This window comes from Actinoplanes rectilineatus, assembly GCF_000962825.1.
In the GTDB taxonomy this organism is placed as follows: domain Bacteria; phylum Actinomycetota; class Actinomycetes; order Mycobacteriales; family Micromonosporaceae; genus Actinoplanes; species Actinoplanes rectilineatus.
Genome location: NZ_JZKF01000083.1, coordinates 18947 through 39825, shown reverse-complemented (window position 1 = coordinate 39825; position 20879 = coordinate 18947). Strand labels below are relative to the sequence as shown.

Annotated in this window: 17 protein-coding genes; 4 read left to right on the top strand and 13 right to left on the bottom strand. The window is 71.8% G+C overall.

Annotated elements, in window-relative coordinates:
- Positions 1-25: 25 nt before the first annotated feature.
- The 4 genes from WH85_RS37740 to WH85_RS37725 form a co-directional block, all read right to left on the bottom strand.
- Complete coding sequence (locus WH85_RS37740) at positions 26-640, bottom strand: class I SAM-dependent methyltransferase (RefSeq protein ID WP_045746924.1); 615 nt, start codon at positions 638-640, stop codon at positions 26-28.
- Between the two features lie 39 nt (positions 641-679).
- Positions 680-1384, bottom strand: coding sequence for a TIGR03089 family protein (locus WH85_RS37735; RefSeq protein WP_045746936.1), 705 nt, complete (start codon positions 1382-1384; stop codon positions 680-682).
- 54 nt (positions 1385-1438) lie between these two features.
- Positions 1439-1756, bottom strand: coding sequence for a peptidoglycan-binding protein (locus WH85_RS37730; protein ID WP_245674261.1), 318 nt, complete (start codon positions 1754-1756; stop codon positions 1439-1441).
- A 96-nt stretch (positions 1757-1852) separates the two neighbouring features.
- Positions 1853-2116 carry a hypothetical protein gene (locus tag WH85_RS37725; protein ID WP_045746923.1) on the bottom strand — a complete coding sequence of 88 codons (264 nt, stop codon included), beginning with the start codon at positions 2114-2116 and terminating at the stop codon, positions 1853-1855.
- Between the two features lie 136 nt (positions 2117-2252).
- Between WH85_RS37725 and WH85_RS37720 the strand changes: the two genes are divergently transcribed.
- Complete coding sequence (locus WH85_RS37720; RefSeq protein WP_045746922.1) at positions 2253-3143, top strand: S1C family serine protease; 891 nt, start codon at positions 2253-2255, stop codon at positions 3141-3143.
- A gap of 341 nt (positions 3144-3484) precedes the next feature.
- On the opposite strand, the gene WH85_RS37715 is transcribed toward WH85_RS37720, so the two are convergent.
- Both WH85_RS37715 and WH85_RS37710 read right to left on the bottom strand, forming a co-directional pair.
- Positions 3485-7063 carry an ABC transporter ATP-binding protein/permease gene (locus WH85_RS37715; protein WP_045746921.1) on the bottom strand — a complete coding sequence of 1193 codons (3579 nt, stop codon included), beginning with the start codon at positions 7061-7063 and terminating at the stop codon, positions 3485-3487.
- An 87-nt stretch (positions 7064-7150) separates the two neighbouring features.
- Positions 7151-8329: a metallophosphoesterase gene (locus tag WH85_RS37710; RefSeq protein WP_045746934.1), complete on the bottom strand. Its 1179-nt coding sequence runs from the start codon at positions 8327-8329 to the stop codon at positions 7151-7153.
- Positions 8330-8454: 125 nt separating this feature from the next.
- Here WH85_RS37710 and WH85_RS47735 point away from each other — a divergent pair, with 125 nt between their 5' ends.
- A complete protein-coding gene (locus WH85_RS47735; RefSeq protein ID WP_052721088.1) occupies positions 8455-9147 on the top strand; it encodes a hypothetical protein in 693 nt (230 codons plus the stop codon).
- Positions 9148-9346: 199 nt separating this feature from the next.
- Here WH85_RS47735 and WH85_RS37700 read toward each other — a convergent pair whose 3' ends face one another.
- On the bottom strand, positions 9347-10003 hold the full coding sequence (locus tag WH85_RS37700; RefSeq protein ID WP_045746920.1) for a hypothetical protein: 657 nt from the start codon (positions 10001-10003) through the stop codon (positions 9347-9349).
- Positions 10004-10283: 280 nt separating this feature from the next.
- Between WH85_RS37700 and WH85_RS37695 the strand changes: the two genes are divergently transcribed.
- A complete protein-coding gene (locus WH85_RS37695) occupies positions 10284-11096 on the top strand; it encodes a polysaccharide deacetylase family protein (protein WP_052721087.1) in 813 nt (270 codons plus the stop codon).
- Positions 11093-12154 carry a glycoside hydrolase family 26 protein gene (locus WH85_RS47730; RefSeq protein ID WP_052721086.1) on the top strand — a complete coding sequence of 354 codons (1062 nt, stop codon included), beginning with the start codon at positions 11093-11095 and terminating at the stop codon, positions 12152-12154. The genes WH85_RS37695 and WH85_RS47730 overlap by 4 nt, the downstream gene beginning before the upstream one ends.
- On the opposite strand, the gene WH85_RS37685 is transcribed toward WH85_RS47730, so the two are convergent.
- The 6 genes from WH85_RS37685 to WH85_RS37660 all read right to left on the bottom strand — a co-directional run bounded on the left by WH85_RS37685 (position 12151) and on the right by WH85_RS37660 (position 20582).
- On the bottom strand, positions 12151-13272 hold the full coding sequence (locus WH85_RS37685; RefSeq protein WP_052721085.1) for a glycoside hydrolase family 26 protein: 1122 nt from the start codon (positions 13270-13272) through the stop codon (positions 12151-12153). The genes WH85_RS47730 and WH85_RS37685 overlap by 4 nt on opposite strands.
- Before the next feature lie 12 nt (positions 13273-13284).
- Entirely contained in the window at positions 13285-14082 is a 798-nt protein-coding gene (locus WH85_RS37680; RefSeq protein WP_045746918.1) for a DUF1616 domain-containing protein, read from the bottom strand.
- Positions 14079-17054: a hypothetical protein gene (locus tag WH85_RS37675; RefSeq protein WP_045746917.1), complete on the bottom strand. Its 2976-nt coding sequence runs from the start codon at positions 17052-17054 to the stop codon at positions 14079-14081. Before WH85_RS37675 ends, WH85_RS37680 begins: the two co-directional genes overlap by 4 nt.
- A gap of 140 nt (positions 17055-17194) precedes the next feature.
- Positions 17195-18526, bottom strand: a complete 1332-nt coding sequence (locus WH85_RS37670) for a glycosyltransferase family 2 protein (protein WP_045746916.1) — start codon at positions 18524-18526, stop codon at positions 17195-17197.
- Positions 18523-19473, bottom strand: a complete 951-nt coding sequence (locus tag WH85_RS37665) for a glycosyltransferase family 2 protein (RefSeq protein ID WP_045746915.1) — start codon at positions 19471-19473, stop codon at positions 18523-18525. Before WH85_RS37665 ends, WH85_RS37670 begins: the two co-directional genes overlap by 4 nt.
- Before the next feature lie 32 nt (positions 19474-19505).
- Complete coding sequence (locus tag WH85_RS37660) at positions 19506-20582, bottom strand: glycosyltransferase family 2 protein (protein WP_083449561.1); 1077 nt, start codon at positions 20580-20582, stop codon at positions 19506-19508.
- Positions 20583-20879 lie beyond the last annotated feature (297 nt).

Here is a 20879-nt window from a genome sequence, read left to right as displayed (position 1 = left end):
GGGAGGGAGGGAGGGAGGGAGGGCCTCAGGATTTGAGCTTGGCCAGCGCGAAGATCTGGCTCTCCGGCGGGGTCCCGGCCGGCGTGAACTCCACCGTCTTGATGCTCTCCACGTGGAAACCGTGGCGTTCCAACAGGGCCGCCAGGTCCGGTTCCAGATAGCCGGACACCTTCACCGGCACGCCCAGGAATTCGACCGGCGCGCTGTCCAGGTCGAAGTTGACCATGCCGATGGCGAGGTGGCCGTCCGGCTGCAGCCAGCGTGCCACCTTCGCGATCGTCGTCTCGATGTCGGCGCGGCTCAGCATCAGCAGGGAGAAGAACGCCGTCACCGCGGCGAACCCGCCCCGGTCCGCACCGAAGTCGTCCGGCAGCGCGGCGAAGTCGGCGTGGACGAACTCCGCCTCCGGCACCTGGGCCCGGGCCAGCGCCAGCATCCCCTGGGAGATGTCGACACCCACTACCTGGTGATCGGACGCGGTCAGGATGGCGGCGGTCGGTACGCCGGTCCCGCAGCCCAGGTCGAGCACCGTCGACGCGGGCGGCAGCAGGTCGGCGAGCTGGGACACGAGGGCGTTCTGGAAGGGGTTATGACTGTGTTCGTTCTGATAAAGCTCGGCTAGCTGATCGAAAACCTCCATGCTCAGCGACCGTAGCCCACCACGGTCCACTGTGGAAGATCAATCGAAGTGTGTGATGCCTTCCGCCGCGATCCGCGCGTCCAGCAGGGTACGGTCCAGGTTCGCGCAGATCACGATCGACGCCCCGGCGGTCAGTGGGGACATCAGCCAGGTCAACGGCTCCTCGGAGGCTGTCGCGTCGATCAGCAGCCGGTCGCCCGGCCCGATACCGCGGTTCCGGGCCACTTCGGCGGCGACCACGCCGTACTCGCCGTAGGTGGTGCCGTCGACCGTCGCCACCTCGCGCAGGCCCACACCGTCGGCCGGTGGGGGCGTGCCGAGGTGGTCGCGGACCACCGCCGGGAAGTCGCGGTAGCCGTGCGGCACGTCCGGTGTCGGCCCGCCGTGCGGGGCCAGTCCGAGGACGAATCGGTGCGGCGCCTCCGGCACGTCCTCCAGCCAACTGCCGACCCGGCGCCGTTCGACGAACACCGCGTCCAGTGGCGGTCCGGTGTCCGGGGCCAGCCCGGCGGTGCTCCAGCCGCGGAACGCGACCTCGATGCCGGCCGCCCAGGCGCCGAGCAGCACCGCGGCGGTCTGCCAGTGCGGCGGGAGCAAGACGCCGGCGCGGCTGCCGCGGGCCAGGCCGCACTCGGCGGTGAGCAGCGCGGCCGTGGCGGCCGTCCAGGAGCCCAGCTCTCCGGCGGTGAGCCCGGAGCGTTCCCCGGTCGCGTCGTCGTAGTACGTGATCAGTTCGTGGCTCATCGCGACCACACGATAGCGCCGCCGTGGCCGGGCGGGAATCACTCGTGGCGGGGATCAGGCGGCGTCGATCCGGATCCGGTCCCGGGCGGCTGTCGCGTACTGGGCGAGCAGATGCACGGTGCGCGGGCCGGCCTGTCCGTCGACGGGCAGGCCGGTGCGCTCCTGGAAGTAGCGCACCGCCTCGGCCAGTTCGGCGTCGTCCGGCCCGATCGTCACCCCGAGCGTGGCGAACAGTGCCCGCAGCTCGTCCGGATCCGCGGACGGCGCGGTCTCGCCCCATCCGATCAGGCCGCCGACGGCGCTGCCGACCACGGTGAGCATTCCTCGTGCGGACATCGCGACCTCCTTGATGCTGTTGGTGCTCTCCAGCATCGCGACAGGTTCTGTGCCCGGCATCTGACATTGGTCTCTACCCGCTGTGCGTTACTCCCTCTTTCAGCCGATGCGCGGATCGGCTATAGCGGGCTGTCAGCCCACGCGCAGGGAGCGCACAGCATGATCACCGGGAGTAGTGCGACCCCAGTTGGTGATCAGGGCGGCCCAGGTCAGCGGCCCCGCCTCCGCGCCGGGCTGACCCGGGCCCGCGGCGGGCTCCCGGTGCTCACCGGGAGCCGACGTGCGGATCGCCGGCGGCCCGGTGACGGTGGGGCCGAACGGGCGGCGTTCGACCAGGGTACGGGAGGTGTGGGGGAGTTCGGAGGACACGACGTTCGAGACGTGGGGCGAGAACACCCGGACGACCCTAGACCTCGCTGACGGACACGCCGTGCGGCGCGCCGAAGCCACTCGGATGGGCGACCAGCGCCACACAGCGAAGTCACAGAGCGTTCACCGGTCGGCGACAATCTCGGGGCGCACTGTCGTTCTCATGACCGACCTGCTGACGCGCCCCACCGGCAACGCCCCTCGCACCGAGTACTCGGTGGCCGACCTGCCGCCGCTCCCGCCGACCCACATCCCCCCGATGATGGTCCGGCCGCCCCGCGACCCCCGCTGGAAGCGCCGTCTCGCCGGCGGCGCCGCGGTGCTGGTGCTGGTGGCCGGCGGTGGCAGCGCCGGAGCGTACGCCACCGACCGCTACCTGGACGGCAGGGCCGCGCAGGCTTCCGTCGCGGGCACCACGGCGGGTGCGGTGACCGAGGGTACCGACCTCGCCCCGATCGTGGCGAAGGTGCAGCCCAGCATCGTGACCGTGCTGGTCGACGGCGCCCAGTCCTCGTCGCTCGGTTCCGGTGTGGTGCTCAGCGCGGACGGCATGATCCTCACCAACAACCATGTGATCGCCGAGGACGGTTCGGTCAGTGTCCGGTTGTCGACGGGTGAGACCGTGCCGGCGACCGTGGTGGCCACCGACACCACGCACGATCTGGCGCTGGTGCAGGCGACCGGCCTGTCCGGTCTGACGCCGGCCACGTTCGGTGCCGACGACAGCGTCGCGGTCGGTGACACGGTGCTGGCGTTCGGCGCGCCGCTGGGCCTGGAGGGCACCGTCACCTCGGGCATCGTGTCCGCTTTCGACCGTAGCCTGGACACCGGCGACGAGCAGCTCTCCGGCCTGATGCAGACGGACGCCGCGATCAACCAGGGCAACTCCGGCGGCGCGCTGGTCGACATGTCCGGCAAGGTGGTCGGCATCAACGTCGCCATCGCCACGTCGGGCGACAGCACCGGCAGCGTCGGTCTCGGCTTCGCGATCCCTTCGGACACCGTCACCAGCGTCGTCCGCAAGCTCGTCGCGCAGATCAACACCACCAACTGACCGGCGTGACTGCCCCAGTCCTTCTTTGCCGGGTACGCCGAAAGCCCACTCCCGTCCCCGCCACCACCCCGAGCCCCCCCGGAGCCGAGCCCCCCGGAGCCGAGCCCTCGGAGCCGAGCCCTCGGAGCCGAGCCCTCGGAGCCGAGCCCCGCACGCCGAGTCCGGGCGCCGAGAGCGTCCGAACCGCACCATCGCCGAAAGCTGCGTGCCGAGTTCGGGCGTTGTGGACGCCCGAACTCGCCACAGCATTGCCAGAGTGCAGCGGTGCCAGAGTGCAGCGGTGCCAGAGTGCAGCGGCGGCAGAGCACAGCGGCGGGACGGAGGCCGGTGAACCGGAGGGGTCAGCCGGCCAGGTGGCCCCAGCGGGATTCCAGGTCGGACCAGGTGCCCTGGTCCTCGGCGTGGCCGCCGATCAGCACGACCACCTTGTCGGCCTGGGCCAGGGCGGCCCGTTTCGACGTGGAGCCGACGACCGTGACGCCGTGCGAGCGCAGCGCCCGCCACAGCGCCAGCTCCGTCGTCACGTCCAGGGCGGACGAGACGTCGTCGGCGATCAGCAGTTCGGTGCGTGGGGCGAGGGCCCGTGCCAGCGCCAGCCGCTGCAGCTGACCGCCGGAGAGCCGGGTGCCCTTGTGGCCGATCAGCAGTTGCAGGCCGCCGCCGGCCGCGGCCAGGTCGTGTTCCAGCTGGGCGACCGACACCGCGTCGGCCGCGTCCACCTCGTGGCCCAGCTGGATGTTCTCGGCGACCGTGCCGGACAGCACCCGCGGCAACTGGGCCACGTAGCCGACCTGGTTGGGGCGCAGGAAGAGTTCCGGGTTGCGGACCTGTTCCCCGTTCCACTGCAGGTCGCCGGTGTGGTGCACGATCCCGGCCAGCGCCCGCAGCAGTGACGACTTGCCCGAGCCGACCGGGCCGACCACGAGCACCAGCTGACCGCGTTCGACGGTCAGGTCCACGTCGCGGACGCCGAGCGCGCCGTTCTCGTGGACCGCGCTGAACCGTCCGAGGCGCAGGGTGCGCAGCGGCTGCCGGGACGAGCCCTCCGGGGCGGGTGCGGTGCCTTCGGCGATGTCCACGCCGGGGACGTCCGACGAATACTCCGAGACGCCGGTCATGGCCACCGTCCGGCGGGTCCACACCTTCGCCGACGGGTAGTGCGACACCAGTGACGCCGTCGTCCACGCGAACCAGCGGGCCGAGCCCAGTGTGGAGACCGCGATCAGGGCCGCCGCCGCGGACAGCCCACCGGACAGGTAGAGCGCCCACACCCCGATCGGCAGCAGGCCGCTGGCGATGGACGGCGTCGACCGTGCCCACACCTGGATGGCGATCTCCCGGCGTTGCAGTTCGCTGCGGGTCGTGTCGAGGCCGGCCAGGTGGGCCAGCACCGGTTCGGTGGCGCCGGCCAGTTTGACCGTGCGCGCCGCGGACAGCGACGACACCAGTGCGGTGGCGAACGCCGCCCGGGCCGCGACGGTCTTGCGGGCCGCCTGCTCCAGCCGGGGGCCGAACAGGGTCGCGGCCAGGCCGGAGACCAGCATGGTGCCGAGGAAGAACATCGCCGGGACCACCGACTGCGAGGCCGCGGTCATCGCGACCACGGTGAACAGGGCCACGCCGTTGTCGATGAGGTTGTCGGCGAGCATGACCACCCGCTCGGTGTCGCCGCCCTGGGCCACCACCTCGGCCGGGGTGTGCTTGCTGACCCGGCGCGGGCCGACCTGGCCGTTGACCAGGCGCAGGCTGATCCGCAGCATCTGCCGGACCCACCACTCCGGGAACCAGGCCCCGGTGTAGAACAGCGTCGGGATCAGCAGGATCAGCGCGGCGGCGATCCCGGCCGCCGGGTGGAGCGGGTTGCCGACGCCGTCGACCACGTCGGCCCAGAGCAGCGGCAGGATCGCGCCGTCCAGTCCGAACAGCACCATCAGCACGAAGAAGCCGACCGCGCCCAGACCGTAGCGGGGGTCGTTGGTGGCCAGCCGGGCGATCTCGCGCATGGTGCGGGCCGGCGGCGGGGCCGGCAGTGGCGGCGGTTCCACCGTGGGCAGGGGCCGGGCCAGCGCGTCCAGTCCCGTCTCTGCCGGCTGCGGGCCGGTCAGGGTGTCCCGTCCCAGTTCGGTCCGCAGGGCGGCATCCCAGTCGCCGTCGGAGACCAGCGGGGCGCCGCCCGGGGACGACGTGCCCGGCGAGCCGGCGCCCGGGGAGGCGCCTGGTGCACTGTCCGCCACGGTGGCCGGCGACGGGACGGCGAGGGCACTGCTCGCCATCAGCTCGGCGAAGCGGCGGGACTCGCGCAGCGGGCCCTGTTCGAGGACGGCGCCGTCGGCGAGCACGATCACCTCGTCGCAGCGCTGCACCGAGGAGAGCCGGTGTGCCACGATCACGCCGATCCGGCCCTCGAGGAGCCGGTCGGTGGCCCGCTGCACCCAGGACTCGGTGACCGGGTCCATCCGGGCGGTGGCCTCGTCGAGGATCACCACCTGCGGGGCGCGGACCAGGATCCGGGCGAACGCCACCAGCTGTTCCTGGCCGGCCGAGAGCTTGTGGCCGCTCTCGCCGAGCCGGGTGTCCAGGCCGTCGGGCAGGCCTGCCGCCCAGCCGGTCAGGCCCAGCTCGTCGAGGGCGGCACCGGCCCGGGGCAGCAGCTCCGGGTCGAACAGGGCGATGTTCTCCGCCAGGGTGCCGGCCAGGATCTCGGTGCGCTGCGGGACGATCGCGGTCCACCGGCGCAGGCCCTCGACGCCGATGTCGTTGATGTCGACGTCGCCGAGGAAGACCGTGCCGCGGGGCACGTCGACCGCCCGGGTCAGCACCTTGGCCAGGGTGGACTTGCCGGAGCCGGTGCGCCCGATCAGCGCGTAGGACCGGCCGCGGGCGAAGGTGGCGCTGACGTCGCGCAGCGCCGCCGGGCGGCCGGAGTCGGCGTTGCCGTAGTGGAACGTCAGGCCGCGGACGACCAGGTCGCCGTCGGCCGGCGGGACACCGTCGACGGGTTCCTGCGGCACCGCGCTGAGCAACTGCACCCGGCCCCAGGCGCCCAGCGCGTTCTGCAGCTCGGGGACCATCCGGGTGACGTGTTCGAGGGTGCCGCCGAAACCGAGGGCGAGCAGCCAGACCGCGGTCAGCCGGGCGGTGCCCAGGTGGCCGGTGGCCAGCGCCCACGCGCCGCCGACCACCAGGCCGGCGATCAGCATGCGGGTGATCGCGCCGGCGGTCATCGTGATCCGGGACGCGGAGCGCCAGACCCGGCGGCCCCGGGCCAGCACCTCGGCGGCCCGTTCGGCGAAGAGGCGGCGCACGTAGGGCGCGGCCAGACTGGTCCGGACGTCGTCCTGCCCGTGCACCGCCTCCTCCATCACGGCCGCGAGGTCGGACCAGGCCTCCTCCTCGGCGATGCGGATCGGGCCGATCCGTTGCACCGGTTTGTTCATCACCGCGAAGAGCAGGACACAGACCGCGATCATGGCGAGGGCGGCGGGCCACCAGACGAAGAACGTCGTGGCGATCGAGAGGGTGGCGACGGCGAGCGACTGGGCCAGGCGGACGCCGGCGTTGCGCAGCTCGGAGCCGACCTGGTAGACGTCGGAGTCGATGCGGTCGAGCAGCTCGCCGACCGGGGTGCTCTCCAGGGTCGGGATGTCCTGACCGAAGGCGACCCGGTTGAGCCGTCGCCGGGCCCGGGCCGCCCAGTCGGCGGTCAGGCGGGCCGCCACCAGGCCGACCGCGACGTCGCTGAGCACCGCGGCGACCAGCGCGACCGCCAGCACGGTGAACAGGGTGGCGGATCGGTCGACCAGCACCGGGCCGGCCAGCGCCAACGAGGCGGCTGAACCGGTGGCGCCGATCACGATCAGGATCGCGGTGATCGTGGTGCGACGTGGGCTGGTGGCCCATAGGTCGCGAAGCAGGCGCATGACAGGGTCCTCCGGCGGGGATGAGAGGCGGTGCCCTCATCCTGCTCGGCCGCCGGAGGACCGCTCAACCGGTTTATTCCCGGCTTTTCACCCGGCGCGCAGGGTCAGCAGCGTGATTTCGGCCGGTGCGAAGATGCGGAACGGCGGGCCCCAGAACCCGGTGCCCCGCGACGTGTAGAGCTGGGTGCGCTCGGAATGCCGGGACAGGCCCTGCAACGCCGGCTGGTCCAGCCGGACCAGATAGTGGAACGGCCACATCTGGCCGCCGTGCGTGTGCCCGGACAACTGCAGGTCGACGCCGTGCGCGACGGCGCCGCCGATCTGGGCCGGCTGGTGCGCCAGCAGCAGGATCGGCAGGTCCGGGTCGGCGCCGGCCAGCGCCGCCTCGTGGTCGGCGTGGTGCCCCGGCAGGCCGGAACCGGCCGCCGTCCGGTCGTCGACCCCGGCCACCACGAGCGAGTCGCCACCCCGGGTCACCACGATGTGCCGATTGTGCAGGGCGTCCCAGCCGAGCCTCGTCATGTGCTCGACCCAGCCGAGGGCGCCGCTGTAGTACTCGTGGTTGCCGGTGACGTAGACCCGGGCGTGCTTCGCCTCGATGTCGGCGAGCGGGGCGGCCATCGAGAGCCGCTGCGCCACCTCGCCGTCGGCGATGTCACCGGTGTGCGCCACCACGTCCGGCTCGAGGGAGTTGACCACCTCGGTCACCCCCTGCGACCACCGCGTCCGGTCGATCGGGCCGTAGTGCGTGTCGGTGATCAGCACCACCTTGAGACCGTCGAGGCCGGCACCCAGACGGTCGATCGTGACGTCCACCCGGCGGACGCGGGCGACACGCATCGCTTCCGCGTACCCCCACAGGAGCAGGGGGATCGCGATCAGGAGGACCACCGCGGCGATCACCCGGGAGCGCAGCGGATCGGCCACCCCGGCCAGGCGCAGGGCCAGGCCGGCGACCTGACCGATCACCGACCAGGTGAACAGCACCCAGGCGACACCGAGCGTGGTGTCCGCCACCCGGGACGCGGCGTCGCTGTGCGCGGCGCCGTGCCCGCGCATCATCAGCACCGGGAAACCCGCCGCGGCCAGCACGAACAGGGCGGTGCCCGCCGCGAACACCGGGACCGGCCAGTCGCCGGACCAGACCAGCGTCGCCCACGGCACGCCGAACAGCAGCAGCACCACCGCGACCAGAACCACACCGAAACCGGCGGCACGCGACGCGCGCCCACGCGGCTCGACCTCGACCGCCTCACCCACAGACATGAGCGCAAGCATGCCACCGCCGTGTGACAGAAGCCTTACGGGTACGTCGGATCGAGGACTCCCCGGTCGTCCCGGCCGTCGGGGCGGCGCAGCCTGGGGAGGCATCGACCACACGGGGGACACGGATGAACGGGCATTCGGGTCCGGTCGGGCTTCTCGCCGCGGTGCTGGCGCTCGCGCCGGCCGGCGCCGGTGAGACGTCCGGGCCGGGCTTCGCGGGGGTGACGGTGGCGACCGGTCTGTCCGGTCCGCGAGGGCTGGCGTTCGGTGAGTCCGGCGAGCTGTACGTGGCCGAGCGCACCGGGGTCGGCGTCGTCGGGTTCGGCCGTTCCGGCCCGGCGCCGCCGTCGTGGTCGGCGGTCGCGGCCCGGGAGGCGGCCGACCCGCTGACGGCCGCCGGTCCGCGACGCGGCCGGGTCGAGGTGACGGCGGGGACGGTGTTCCGGGTGGGTGTCCGGGGGCGGCTGACCGTCGTCGCGCGTGCCCCGGCCGGTGCGGTGGCGGTGGCGCAGGCGCCGGACGGCTCGGTCGTGGTGGCCGCGGCGACGAGGGTCTGGCGGATCGAAGCCGGTGCACCGCCGCGCGTCCTCGCGGACGGTTTCCGGTCGATCGTGGATCTGGCCTGCTCTCCGGAGGGGGTGCTCTACGTCCTGGACAGCGCGGCTCTGCTGGCCGTCGGCCCGGGTGGGCGGCGGACGACGGTGGCGTCCACCGGGCTGGTGTCGCCGGGCGGGCTGGCGGTCCGGGGGCGGTTCGCCTACGTGACGGTGTGTGCCGGTTGTCCGGTCGGTGGCACGGTCGTCCGCATTCCCCGATAGGTCAGCGGGGCGCCGATCGGCCGGCGTGGGGGCGGTGAGTCGCGATACGGCCGGTGGGCGCGCTGCGGCCTCGGCCCGGCACGTGGTCGCGGGCAGCCACGGGCGGTGCGGGTGGAGCAGAGGGCACGGGCGGGGCGGTTCGGCGCGTACCCCCGAAGGAAGCGGGGGAGGGGGTCCTGGCCGGACCCCCATCCATGGCTCAGGAGTTGAGCATGCCCAGGCGCAGGCCGGCGACGCCCGCGGGGGAGAGGGGACGGGCGGTGGCGCGGCGCAGGTCGGTGCGGACCGAGTCGGGGAGTTCGTCACCGAGGGTGCAGAGCGCCGGGTAGAGGTCCAGGACCTGGCGGTGCGAGAGGGCTCCGGCACCGATGAGCAGGCCGTTGAGGGCGATCGGGCTGGTGGCGAGTTCGGCGCAGAGTTCGGAGCGCCACGCCGGGTCGTGCACGTGGTCGGCGAACTCGCGGGCGATCCGGTTGCCGGACGGCGCGCGCAGGCCGAGGGAGGTCTGCCGGAAGCGGGCGACCGAGGGGGCCAGCCGGCAGGCTATGCCGAGGCGGCGGGCCAGCTGGGGTACGGTCAGGACCTCCAGGCCCTTGGCGCAGCGCTCGCACAGCCGTTCGTAGGTCTTGGCGTGGATCACCGAGGCGGGCCGCTGGCAGGCGCCGTCGAGGCCGCAGATCGGGTCGAGGATCACCTCGGTGAGGGTGCCCTCGTGGTCGAAGCGGCCGACGGCGAAATAGGTCGCCGGCGCGGTGCGGTAATGGGCCAGGGCGGCACGGGCGCTGACGTAACCGTCGGCGTCGACGCCGATGCGTGGCACACCACTGTCGGTGTGCAGTTGGATGAGCCGGAACATGGTGCGCGCTCCCCGAGGTTAGAGCGGTTGCGGTGACTCCCTCCGATACGTCTCCGATGCGATAAAGGTTCAGACATCACGGTGAGTTGCCGATTCGTGACGTCGTAAGCGCAGGCCGGAGGGCCGGAAGGCGTCGAACGTTACTCCGCGTAGTGTCTGATCGCCAGGGGCGAGCGTCACGGAAGCCTGGGCGAACGGGGGAGGCAATCGGGTGATTCCGGTTGGTAGGCTTCGGCGCCGGTAAAGGAAATTAAGGGGAGATATCGGTGGTGGGGATTCGGTGACCGACTCGGCGACGCAGGCCTGGACCACACTGCCGGCACTGATGTACCACTCGGTCTCCTCCGTGGCCGGCCCGCTGCGTGATCTCGCGGTGCCGCCGGAGCGTCTCGCCGAACAGCTCGGGGCTCTCACCGCAGCCGGTTACCGCCTGGTCGGCCTGACCGAGGCGCTCGACCTCCTCGGCGCCGGCAGCACCGAGAAGATGGTCGCGGTCACCTTCGACGACGGCTACCGCGACTTCGTCACCGCCGGGGTCCCGGCGCTGACCGCGGCCGGTGCCGGCGCCACCCTCTACGCCTCCGTCGGGCACCTCGGCGGGCACGCGGGCTGGCTGGGCCAGTGGTCGGCGGACTTCGGGCCGATGCTGACCTGGCAGGAGCTGGCCGACGTGGCCGCCGCCGGGATCGAGATCGGCAACCACAGCCTGATCCACCACCCGCTCGACGTGCTCACCCCGGCGCAGCTGCGCGACGAGGTGGTGCGCAGCCACGACGAGCTGGAGCAGCGGTTGCAGGTCAAGGTGCGCTCATTCGCCTACCCGCACGGCTACAACAGCCGCCGGGTGCGCGAGGTGGTCGCCGCGGCCGGGCACGACAACGCCACCGAGGTGGGCCGCAGGCTGCACACCCCGGGCGAGAAACGGCTGGCCGTGCCGCGCTTCCAGCCCACCCCGGACCACACCGGCGCCGACCTGGTCGCCCTGGTGGCAGGCGGCGGTTCCACCCTGGTGCCGACCCTCAAGCAGGCCGCCCAGCCGGGCTGGCGGATGGTTCGCAGACTCGCCCGCAAGGCGGGCCGGAACCTCACGTGACGACGCCGCACGGGCACCGGCGTCCCTCGTCGGGCATCGGACGGCGCACGCTGCTCGGCATCGCCGGGCTCGGCGTGCCCGCCGCGGCCATCGGCGCCTACCAGATGCGGGCCGCCGGGGCGCCGGAGATCGTCGACCCCGCGCCGAGCGCCCCGTCGGCGGCGCCGAGCGTCACCCCGTCGCCGTTCGCCGACGCCGATCCGGACCAGAAGCTCGGCGGCACCGTGCCGTACCGGGCCGGCAAGGCGATGCGCGGCTCCTACCTGGGGCTCAAGGGCAAGACGTACGCCGAAGCCCTCGCCCTGCGCAAGAAGCAGCTCGGCCGCACCGAGCGGATCGTGCACGTCTTCTACGCGTGGGAGGACCGGCTGCCGACGTCGATCCCGTACCTGCCGAAGAGCGCCGTTCCGCTGGTCTCCTGGCGGGGTGCGAAGTACAAGAACATCCTCAACGGCAAGTCGGACGACCTGATCGCCGCGGCCGCCCGCCGGATCAGGGCGCTCGACCAGCCGACCCTGCTGCGCTGGGGCTGGGAGATGAACGGCCACTGGTACGAGTGGGGCGGCAAGAAGAACGGCGACGACCCGGACGGCTACGTCGAGTGCTACCGCCGGCTGCACAGGATCTTCGACGAGGAGGGGGCGGACAACGTCTCCTGGGTGTGGAGCCCGAACTGGAACGCCAACCCGCAGGAGGCCTGGAACGCCACCGAGAACTACTACCCGGGCGACGACTACGTCGACTGGGTGGGCGTCTCCGGGTACAACCTGCACGAGGAGTCCCCGCAGACCCTGTTCGACGGGATCTACCAGGGATTCTCCGCCCGCAAGCCGATCATGATCACCGAGGTCGGGTCGATGGACTGGGGCGGCACCACGAAGGCCGACTGGATCACGGCGTTCGCGAGGTATGTGCAGGAGCGCCCGGCGATCGGGGCGGTGGTCTGGTTCGACACCGACACCCACGAGAGCTACACCGAGGACTGGCGGACCGACACCGACGAGGCGTCGATCGCGGCGTACCGGGCGCTCGCGCAGAACGCCCGGTTCGCCGGCTAGGAACCCCAGAGCTCCCGGTAGACGTTCGACGACGCGGTGTTCGGCAGGCAGTTCCTGTCGTTCGGCCGCAGGATCGCCGACTGGTTGACCGTGCCGTCACAGCGCTGGAAGTACATCTCGTAGGCGAGCGTGTCCGCGTGCGCCGCGAACCAGTCGTGCATCCAGGTGATGAAGTCCGGGTTCTCCTTGCCGGCGTCCCCGGTCGGCACCACACCCCACTCGCCGACCGAGAACAGCTTGCCGCGGGCGCGCGCGAAGTCGTGGAGCCAGTCCAGGCCCTCCTGCGCGTCCGCGGTCCGCTCGAAGTCCTGCCGCGTCGGCGACCACGGGTGGTGGTCGTAGTTGTCGATGCCGATGATGTCGACGTAGTCGTCACCCGGGTAGCAGGTGGTGCTCAGCCCGCCGCACAGGTCGGCCGGCGAGTTGTGCGCGTTGATCGTCCAGTCCAGGACGACCTGCGGGTTCGTCGAGCGGATCGCGGTCGCCGCGTGCCGGTAGCAGTTGATGTAGTTCGCGGCGTTCAGGCCGCGCCAGGCCATCGTCGCCTCGTTCATCTCCCAGCCCAGGCGCAGCACCGAATCACCCCGGTTCTGCTTCACCATCAGGGTGCCGAAGTCGCGCCAGTACGCGTCGTACTCACCCGCGGCACAGCCGGCCACCAGGTTCTCGCCCTTGTCCGGCACCAGTGCCTGGGAGATCACCAGCACCCCGTCGAAGTCGGCGAAGTACTCGAAGGTCCAGGCGCTGCCGCGGGTCATCGACTCGTACGAGGTCCGGTCGGTGTACGTGTGCGCCACCGTGCAGCCCCGTCCCCGGGCGGTGCAGAACTCGGTCACCGACTTCGTGTTCAGGGTGGGGAAACCGTTGACGCCGGACAGGCCGTGGTCACCCGGCCAGGTGCCGGCCGCCTTGGGCAGGGCGATCCGGGTGCGGGCCGACCGGAGCGAGGCGCTGTCGGTGGCCACCGGGACGGGCGCCGCCACGCTGACCGAGGCGCTCGGCGTGGCGGCCACCGGCCGTTCGTCGTCCTTGCCGGTCAGGGCGGCCACACCGACGCCGAGGGCTACCACGACGACGGCGGCCGAGGCGATCCAGGCTTTACGAGCAGGGGTGGTCATGAACCCGTTTCTCTATTGAGCTGCGGCGGCAGCGATGATCACGGTGCGGAACGGGGAGGTCATGTCGGTGCCGCGGTAGAGGTTCGCGGTCACCCGGTCCTCGCCGGGAAGCGTGAACGGGCCGTCCCAGACGCCGTCGTCGTCCGGCGTGAGGACGTTGGTGGCGAGCTTCTCGCCGGCGGTGCCGATCAGCACCAGGGTCCACGGGCCGGCGGTGACGTCCAGGCCGGTGGCGGTGATCTCGACGGTCCGGTTGCCGTCGGCGCCGGTGCTCGGCGGCGGGGAGACGGCGAGGGTGGTGAGCTTGCTGTCGTAGGTCTGCTCGGAGTCGAGGAACGACCACCAGCCGATCCCGGAGATCAGCACGACGGCGAGGGCGAGCGGCAGGATGTCGCTCAGGATCCGCTTCTTCGTCCAGAACGGTGATCTGTCGGGTTCGGCGGTGGAGATCCGGACCGGCCCCGGCTGCAGGGTCTTGGCCCGGAACAGCGCCAGCGACAACCCCATCAGCGTCGCCGCCGCCGCGATCAGCATCCACGCGATCCGGTTCAGCGTGCCGCCCACCGCCCACACCGCGAGCCCGCCGAGCACCATCAGCGCCAGGCTCAGCGACGGGATCAGCACCAGACGTTCCACGATGCCGATGTCCCGGCGCCCCGGCCGGAAGATCGCCTCGACCAGCGCGAGACCCGGGAGCACCAGCGCGAGCGCCAGCCCGCCCGGCACCGACAGCGGCAGCGGGCCGAACATCACGGCCGCTCCGGCGACGACGGTCAACCCGGCGAGGACGCCGGCCCGGGCCGTGTTCACGAGGCTCCCAACTGGTAGATGCGGACCTTGCCGTTGTCGTAGATGCGGGACACGCTGGTGATCGTGTCGAACTTGTGCAACTGCAGTTCGGAGAGCGGCTCGGTGATCCGGCCGGCCATCGGGTCACCCTGGAAGTACGCGTCGTTGGACGGCAGCGCGTCGCCGAGCCGGTCGTCCACGACCAGGTAGCCGACACCCCGCGACCGGGCGATCTCCTGCTCGGTGCCGCCCCACGTGGTGGCGTAGAACAGTTCGCCCACCTCACGGACCGGGTCGGTCCGGCCGTAGGTCGACGACAGCGCCACCGCGGTGATGTCACCGCCGACCCGGGAGTCGTGGCTGAGGTTCGCCGCCTGCCAGAGGGCGGCCTCCACGCCGTACGCGTCGACCGAGCGCTCGTACGCGGCGGGCAGATAACCCCCGGGCAGCAGCGCCGACACCGGCGGCCAGCCACCGGTCCGCGCCCCGACCATCAGCACCGTGATCAGTGCCGTGCCCAGGTAGACCTGGCCGGCCAGGCGGCGCCCGGTGGTCACCGAGACGCCGGGCGGCGGCACCGACAGCCAGCGCCGGCCGTTCTCGTCCTTCGGCGGGATGATCTGGACGGCGTACACGATGGCGATGGCCGCGATGATCGACATCGGGACGTAGGTGAAGGTGGAGAGTCGCCCGGCGATCTCCGGGCCGCCGGAGCCGAGGAACCGTGCGCCGTTGCCGGCGAAGAACACCGCGCCGCCGACCAGGGCCGCCCAGCGCCAGCTGTCCCGGTCCTTGCGCAGCAGCATGTCCCGGGCCACCGCGAGGAAGAGCACCAGCAGGCCGAGCAGACCCGCGCCCTGCACCGCGAGCTGCGTCAGCGGCACCGGTTGCGAGGCGGTCGCCTCGGCGTTGCTGCCGCCGAACATCGACTCCAGTGAGGCGATCAGGCTCTGCACCGGTGCCTCGAGGTAGGCGATGACGTCCTGCGCGACCAGCAGGATCCACCCGGTCACCACGGCCAGCGCGACGGCGGGCACCACCAGCGTGATCCACTGGCGGGGCTTCTCCAGCACCAGCTCCGAGACCGACAGCAGCAGCAGCGTCGCGACCAGCGCGAACGCCGTGACGTGGTGGCTGACCGTGGTCATCAGGATCCCGACCAGCGCCAGCGCCAGGAACTTGCGGCCACCGCCGGTCCGCCACCGCCGGTGTGCCCAGACCGTCATCATGAAGAACGGCAGCGCCGCGGTCAGGTACAGGAACATCGAGTTGAAGAACAGGTAGTGCATGGCCGTCGCGTACGTCACGCAGGACACCCCGGCCATCGCGGGCGAGTTGCTGGCCCGCAGCACGGCCGAGAACAGCATCCCCACGAAGATCAGGTGGGCGATCCCGGCCACGATCACCCCGGCGGCGGTGACCGGCAGACCGGTCAGCGACGAGATCGAGGCGCCCATCTCGGCCAGGCCCGGGAAGTGCACGGCCGGTGGCAGCGCGTTGTTCAGCCGGAACAACTGGCCGGACTCGGTGATCAGGGTGGTCGCCAGCCAGTGCTGCAACTCGTCCGGGAAGCGGAACTGATCCGGACTGTAGAGCCATTTCAGGAGATACTGGTTGGTCGCCAGACCGATCACCAGCAGGAACGACTCGGCCACCCCGGCGAGCCGGCTGAGCAGCCGGAACACCACCGGGGAGAAGACGATGATCTGGCCGATCCAGTAGGCGGTCATCGCCCATCCGGTGTCCGCGCGCCCGCCGCCGTAGGCCAGCGCCACGATCACCACACCCAGGCTGGAGAGCGCGAGGACCCAGGGCGCGTACCCCAGGTCGACCTGACTCGGCCGGACCGGTTTCGGCGCGGGCTTCGGCGAGGCCGGAACCCGGATGATGACGGTGTCCTCGCCGACCGAACGTTTGTCGACGGTGGCACGGCCGGCGGCCTTCTTCTTCGGCGCCTGCGGCAGCCGGATGATGACGGTGTCGTCGGCGCGCGGCTTGCGGGGCGCGTTCTTCGGCTTCGACCCGGGCAGCCGGATGATCACGGTGTCGTCGCCGACCGCGCGTTTGCGCGCCGGCGCCTCTTTGCCGGGGAGCCGGATGATGACGGTGTCCTCGCCGGCCGGCTTCTTACGGGCCGGTTTGCCCGGGGTCTTCTCGACCGGCGGCAGTTTGCCGATCACGACGGTGTCGTCGGCGGGCTTCTTGGCCGGCGGGGGCGGGACCTGCTTGACCGGTGCGGTGTCGTCGGCGGCGGGCCGGTGCGGCGTGGCCTTCGCCGGGATCCGCAGGATCATCGTCTCGTCAGCCTCGGCCCGCGACGGCGCGGGCTTGGCGGGGGGTGCGGCCGGGGGGACATTCTTCGGGGGTACGCCCGGAGCCTGCGCGGGGGAGGCCGGAGCCTTGCCCGCCGGCGGGGTGGCCTTGGCGGCACCCGTCGCGGGCGGGGCCGCCCGCCCGAGGGTGGATCGTCCGGGCGCGGTCGGGTTCGGGGCCGGTGCGCCGCCGAGGGTGGACCGGCCGGGTGCCGTGGGGTTCGGGGCCGGTGCGCCGCCACGCGTGGATCGTCCCGGTGCGGTCGGGTTCGAGACGGGCGCGCCGCCGACGGTGGACCGTCCTGGCATGGCCGGGTTTGCGGCGGGTGCGCCGCCGAGGGTGGAGCGGCCGGGTGTGGTCGGGGCCGCTGTGCCGGGGGTGGCCCGGCCCATGGTCGACCGGCCCGGGGTGGTCCTCGCGGCCCCGGGCACGGCTGTGCCACCGGTCTCGGGCGGCGTCGCCTTCCCGGGTGTCTGCGGCTTGCCGGGCGCGGGCGGATCCGCCGTCGCGGGTGGGGCGGCCGGGGGAGTGGCCGCCTTCGCCGGGCCGGCTGTCTTCGCGGGTTGTCCCGCACCACCCTGCTTGGTGAGCACGACGGTCTCGTCGGGTCGCGGATCCGCGGGCTTCGCGGTCGCTTCCTCCGGCGTCCGTTTCCGGTCGGACGTCGGCTGGTCCCCCATGAAAACAGCCTCCACAGCTTCTTCGAAGGTCGGGCACGATGAGGCGGTTCCACCACCGGGGCCGCCCGCGGTCACCCCCGGAATCGAGGATGCCAGTCGGCGGGCGGAACTCCCGGTAGATGGTACTTCTTCATGATCAGTTAGCGGGTGCCCCGGAGCTTGGCCCGGGCGGCGCGTCGTCCGCGCAGGTAAGCCCGCGGTCCCGCCATCATCCCGCGCCGGTTGGCCGTGAGGAGCTCCCTCGGGAAGTCGTCCTTCAGCGTGGACACCCGCAGGCTGTCCGCGCCGGTCAGATCACGCAGCGCGGTGGGCGCCAGCTGGATCAGCTTGAACAACAGTCCCGGGCGGCCCAGCACCAGACCGGTGTACGCCGCGGTGAGCCCCGTGCCGTACCCCACCATCTGCTTGTGCAGGCCGGCGAAGTCCCGCCGGTGGTAGTGGTGCGTGACCGCGGTCGGCTGGTAGACGATCGTCCCACCGGCCAGCAGCACCTTGGTGAAGGCGAGGGTGTCCTCCGAGCCCATCGCCGGGGTGCCGGCGCCGAGCGCGTTGTCCCAGCCGCCGATGCGCTCGATGACACCCGGACGGAACGTCATGTTCGCCCCGGTGCCGAACGGCGGCAGCGGGTAGAGCGGGCTCTGCAGGTGCGCGGTGTGCGGGCCGAACGTGTCCGGCTTGAACCCGCGGCCCTTGCTGTGCCCGCCGAACTGCTCGAACCACAGCTGCGCCTTGGTCTCCAGCTCGGCCGGCACGATCACCCCGGAGACGACGTCCGCCTCGGGGTGCTCGACCAGCGCGCGGGCCACCTCGGCCAGCCAGTGCCGGTCGGCCAGCTCGTCGTCGTCGAGCCAGGCGACGATCTCGCCGCGGGTGGCGGCCTCGGCCGCGTTCCGGGCGAAGGAGAGCCCGGCTTTCGGCTCCAACAGGTAGTCGACCTTGCCGCGGCGGGCGGCCGAACGGACCACCTCGGCGGTCTGGTCGGTCTCCGGGGCGTTGTCCACGACCAGGATCCGGGCCGGGGCGTACTCCTGGTTGAGCAGGCTGTCCAGGGCGCGGGCCAGTGCGCCGGGACGCTCCCGGGTGCAGATCACCACGGTGATGTCCGGCGCGGCCGCGAGCGCCGCCCGGCGGCCGGCCAGGAACGCCGGCTCGGACTGCGGGACGAGACCGGTCGACGGCACCCGGGCACCGCCCAGGCGCGGGCCGACCACCGAACCCAGCTGAGCCTCGACGGCCGCGGCCAGGTCGGCCGGGGTCAGGCCGTGGTCGGGCACGTCGACCAGGATGGTGCCGAGCGGCTCGGTGAAGAGCCGCACCAGTGCCCAGGCCTGCTGCACCCGGCGGCCGTCCGGGGCCACCGCGGCGACCGGCGGCAGCGGCTCGGACAGCTCGAGGTCGAGGACGACGGCGGGACGGATGCCGCTCTCCTCGTCCAGCCCGGGGGCCGGGGTGATGCCGGTTCCAGAGGTCATTGTCCTGCTCCCGCGTCCGTACGGTTGCGGCGAGCGCTCACCGTCTCAACAACGCCGCCGACTCCGGCAGCGGTCACACCGGCGACGACGCCGCCGGCGCGGAGGAAGTGGTCGGCGCCCTTGCCGGTCAGTCCCGCGCCGACGTGGCGCAGCACCGCCTTCGGCAGCGACCACAGGTAGCTGCGCTCGGCGCCGAGCGCGTCGTTCTCGTGCAGGCCGGACATCTGCACCTTGCCCCGGCCCTCGGCGTAGCAGCGCTTCACGAAGAACCGGAAGCTGGCCCGCTCGGTGGGGACCTCGTGCTGGATGACGGCGGCCGGAACGTACATCCAGTGGCCACCGCTGACCTCGCTCATCCGCAGGCACAGATCGGTGTCCTCGGGACGGTTGCGGTCACCGAGCTTGCCGAAGCCGACCCGGAAACCCTCCGCCGCCACGAACACGTCCCGGCGGACGATCATGTTGGCCGACCAGACGTTGCGGATCGGCGCGGTCTCGGTGGGCATGCCGGCGTACGAGCCGCCGACAGCCCACAGGAACTCGTCCGGCATCCACTTGGGCGCCGGCCCCTCCCAGGCGGGTTCGATCGCGCCGCCGGTGCCGACCACGGTGGGGTCGGTGAACGGCTCGATCTGCCGTTCGAGCCAGTCCGTCTCGGCGACGATGTCGTCGTCCAGGAACGCGATCAGCGGCGTCTTGGCGTGGAACGCGCCGGTGTTGCGGTTGCCGGAGACGCCCTGGGCGTACTCGTTCTGCAGAACGGTGACCCCCGGCAGCTCGCGCTGGATCCGCGCGAACATCGCCGGGTTGTGGTCGACGACCACGATGATCTCTTCTGGGGTGTACGTCTGGGCCCGGGCCGAGGACAGGGTCCGGGTCAGGTACTCCCAGCGCACCTCCGAGTAGGTCGGGATCACGATCGTCGTGGCGAGAGGGGTGGGGTTCACGAGGGGAGTGCTCCTGTGGGCGGGAGGGGCGCTCAGTCGTCGAGCGAGGCGGGGAGGCGGGTGCCGTCCTCTTCCATGACCCGGGCCCGCAGCGAGCTCAGATCCTGGGTGGGCTGGGCGCCGAGGTCGTCGAGCGCCCGGCTGCGCAGCTTGTTGATGTCGTCGGTGCGGCGGGTGCCGACCTCACGGGGGGCGCTGGACCGGTTGAGGTGACCGGCTTCGCGCCGCGGGTCCACCGGGTGGTGGGCGACCTGCTGCTGCAGGCCCGGGTTCTGCGGGGCGGCCGGGGTGACCGGCAGCGACATCAGGCTCTGCACGAACGGCGGCAGGCCCGCGCTCCGGCGACGCCGCATCCGGCCGTACTCGCTGAAGATGGTCCGCAGCACGCGGAAGCCGTCGCGGAAGGTGTTGAGGTTGCTCTCGCCGTGGATCCGCTCGTGCTCGGTGCTGCCGACCTCGCCGACGTTGAGCTTCTCGACGACCGCGCGGATGTTGATCATGGTTTCGATCTCGAAGCCGTCGCCCCAGATCTTGCTGCCGTCGGCGGGACGCGGCAGCGCGGTGTCCGGGAGGTCGAGGGCCGGCACGACGTTGCGCCAGAAGGCGTTGTAGCCGTAGCAGAGGTCGGTGAAGTGCGTGCGGAAGAGCACGTTGACGACCAGGTTGAGGCCGTCGTTGCCGAGCTTGCGCAGCGCGGTGATGTCGTGGCTGTGCCCGCCGTGGCTGAAGCGCGAGCCCTTCACGAAGTGGTCGCCGTTGATCAGCTTCTCGACGAAGAGCGGGATCTCGCCCGGGTCGGTGGACCCGTCGGCGTCGATCATCACGATGATGTCGCCGGTGCAGGCGGAGAAGCCGCACGCGAGGGCGTTGCCCTTGCCCTTACGCGTCTGCTGCACGATCACGGCGTCCGGGCGCAGCTGACGCGCGACCTCGACGGTGCGGTCCTTGGAGCCACCGTCGACGACGATCACCTCGGTGATCATCTCCGGGAGCTTCGCGAACACGTGCGGCAGGTTCCGCTCCTCGTTCAGGGTAGGAATCACCACACTTACTGTGGGTGATTGCGGACGGTTACTGTCGGTGTTCGTATTCAAGTGCGAAAGCTCCATGTCGGTCCCTTCCGGGGGCGGCAATGCGACTTGTCGCGCGAATTCCCGACCCTGGGTTCGCACAGCCGCTCGCTTCAGGAAATCAACCTAGCAAGGGATTACGTAGCGTCAACATACCGCGAGAAAGGTCTGGGTCACAGCGGCCTCAAAGCTGACAGTTTCAGTATGGCCAAAGCAAGTCCTCCGAGGTAACCCGGCGCGACCTAGGCCACATCGTTACCTTGTGTTACGGACATACTCCCTGCTTCGGTCTCAGGCGGAGAGCCTATGACGAATGCATAATAGCGGAGTCGATCA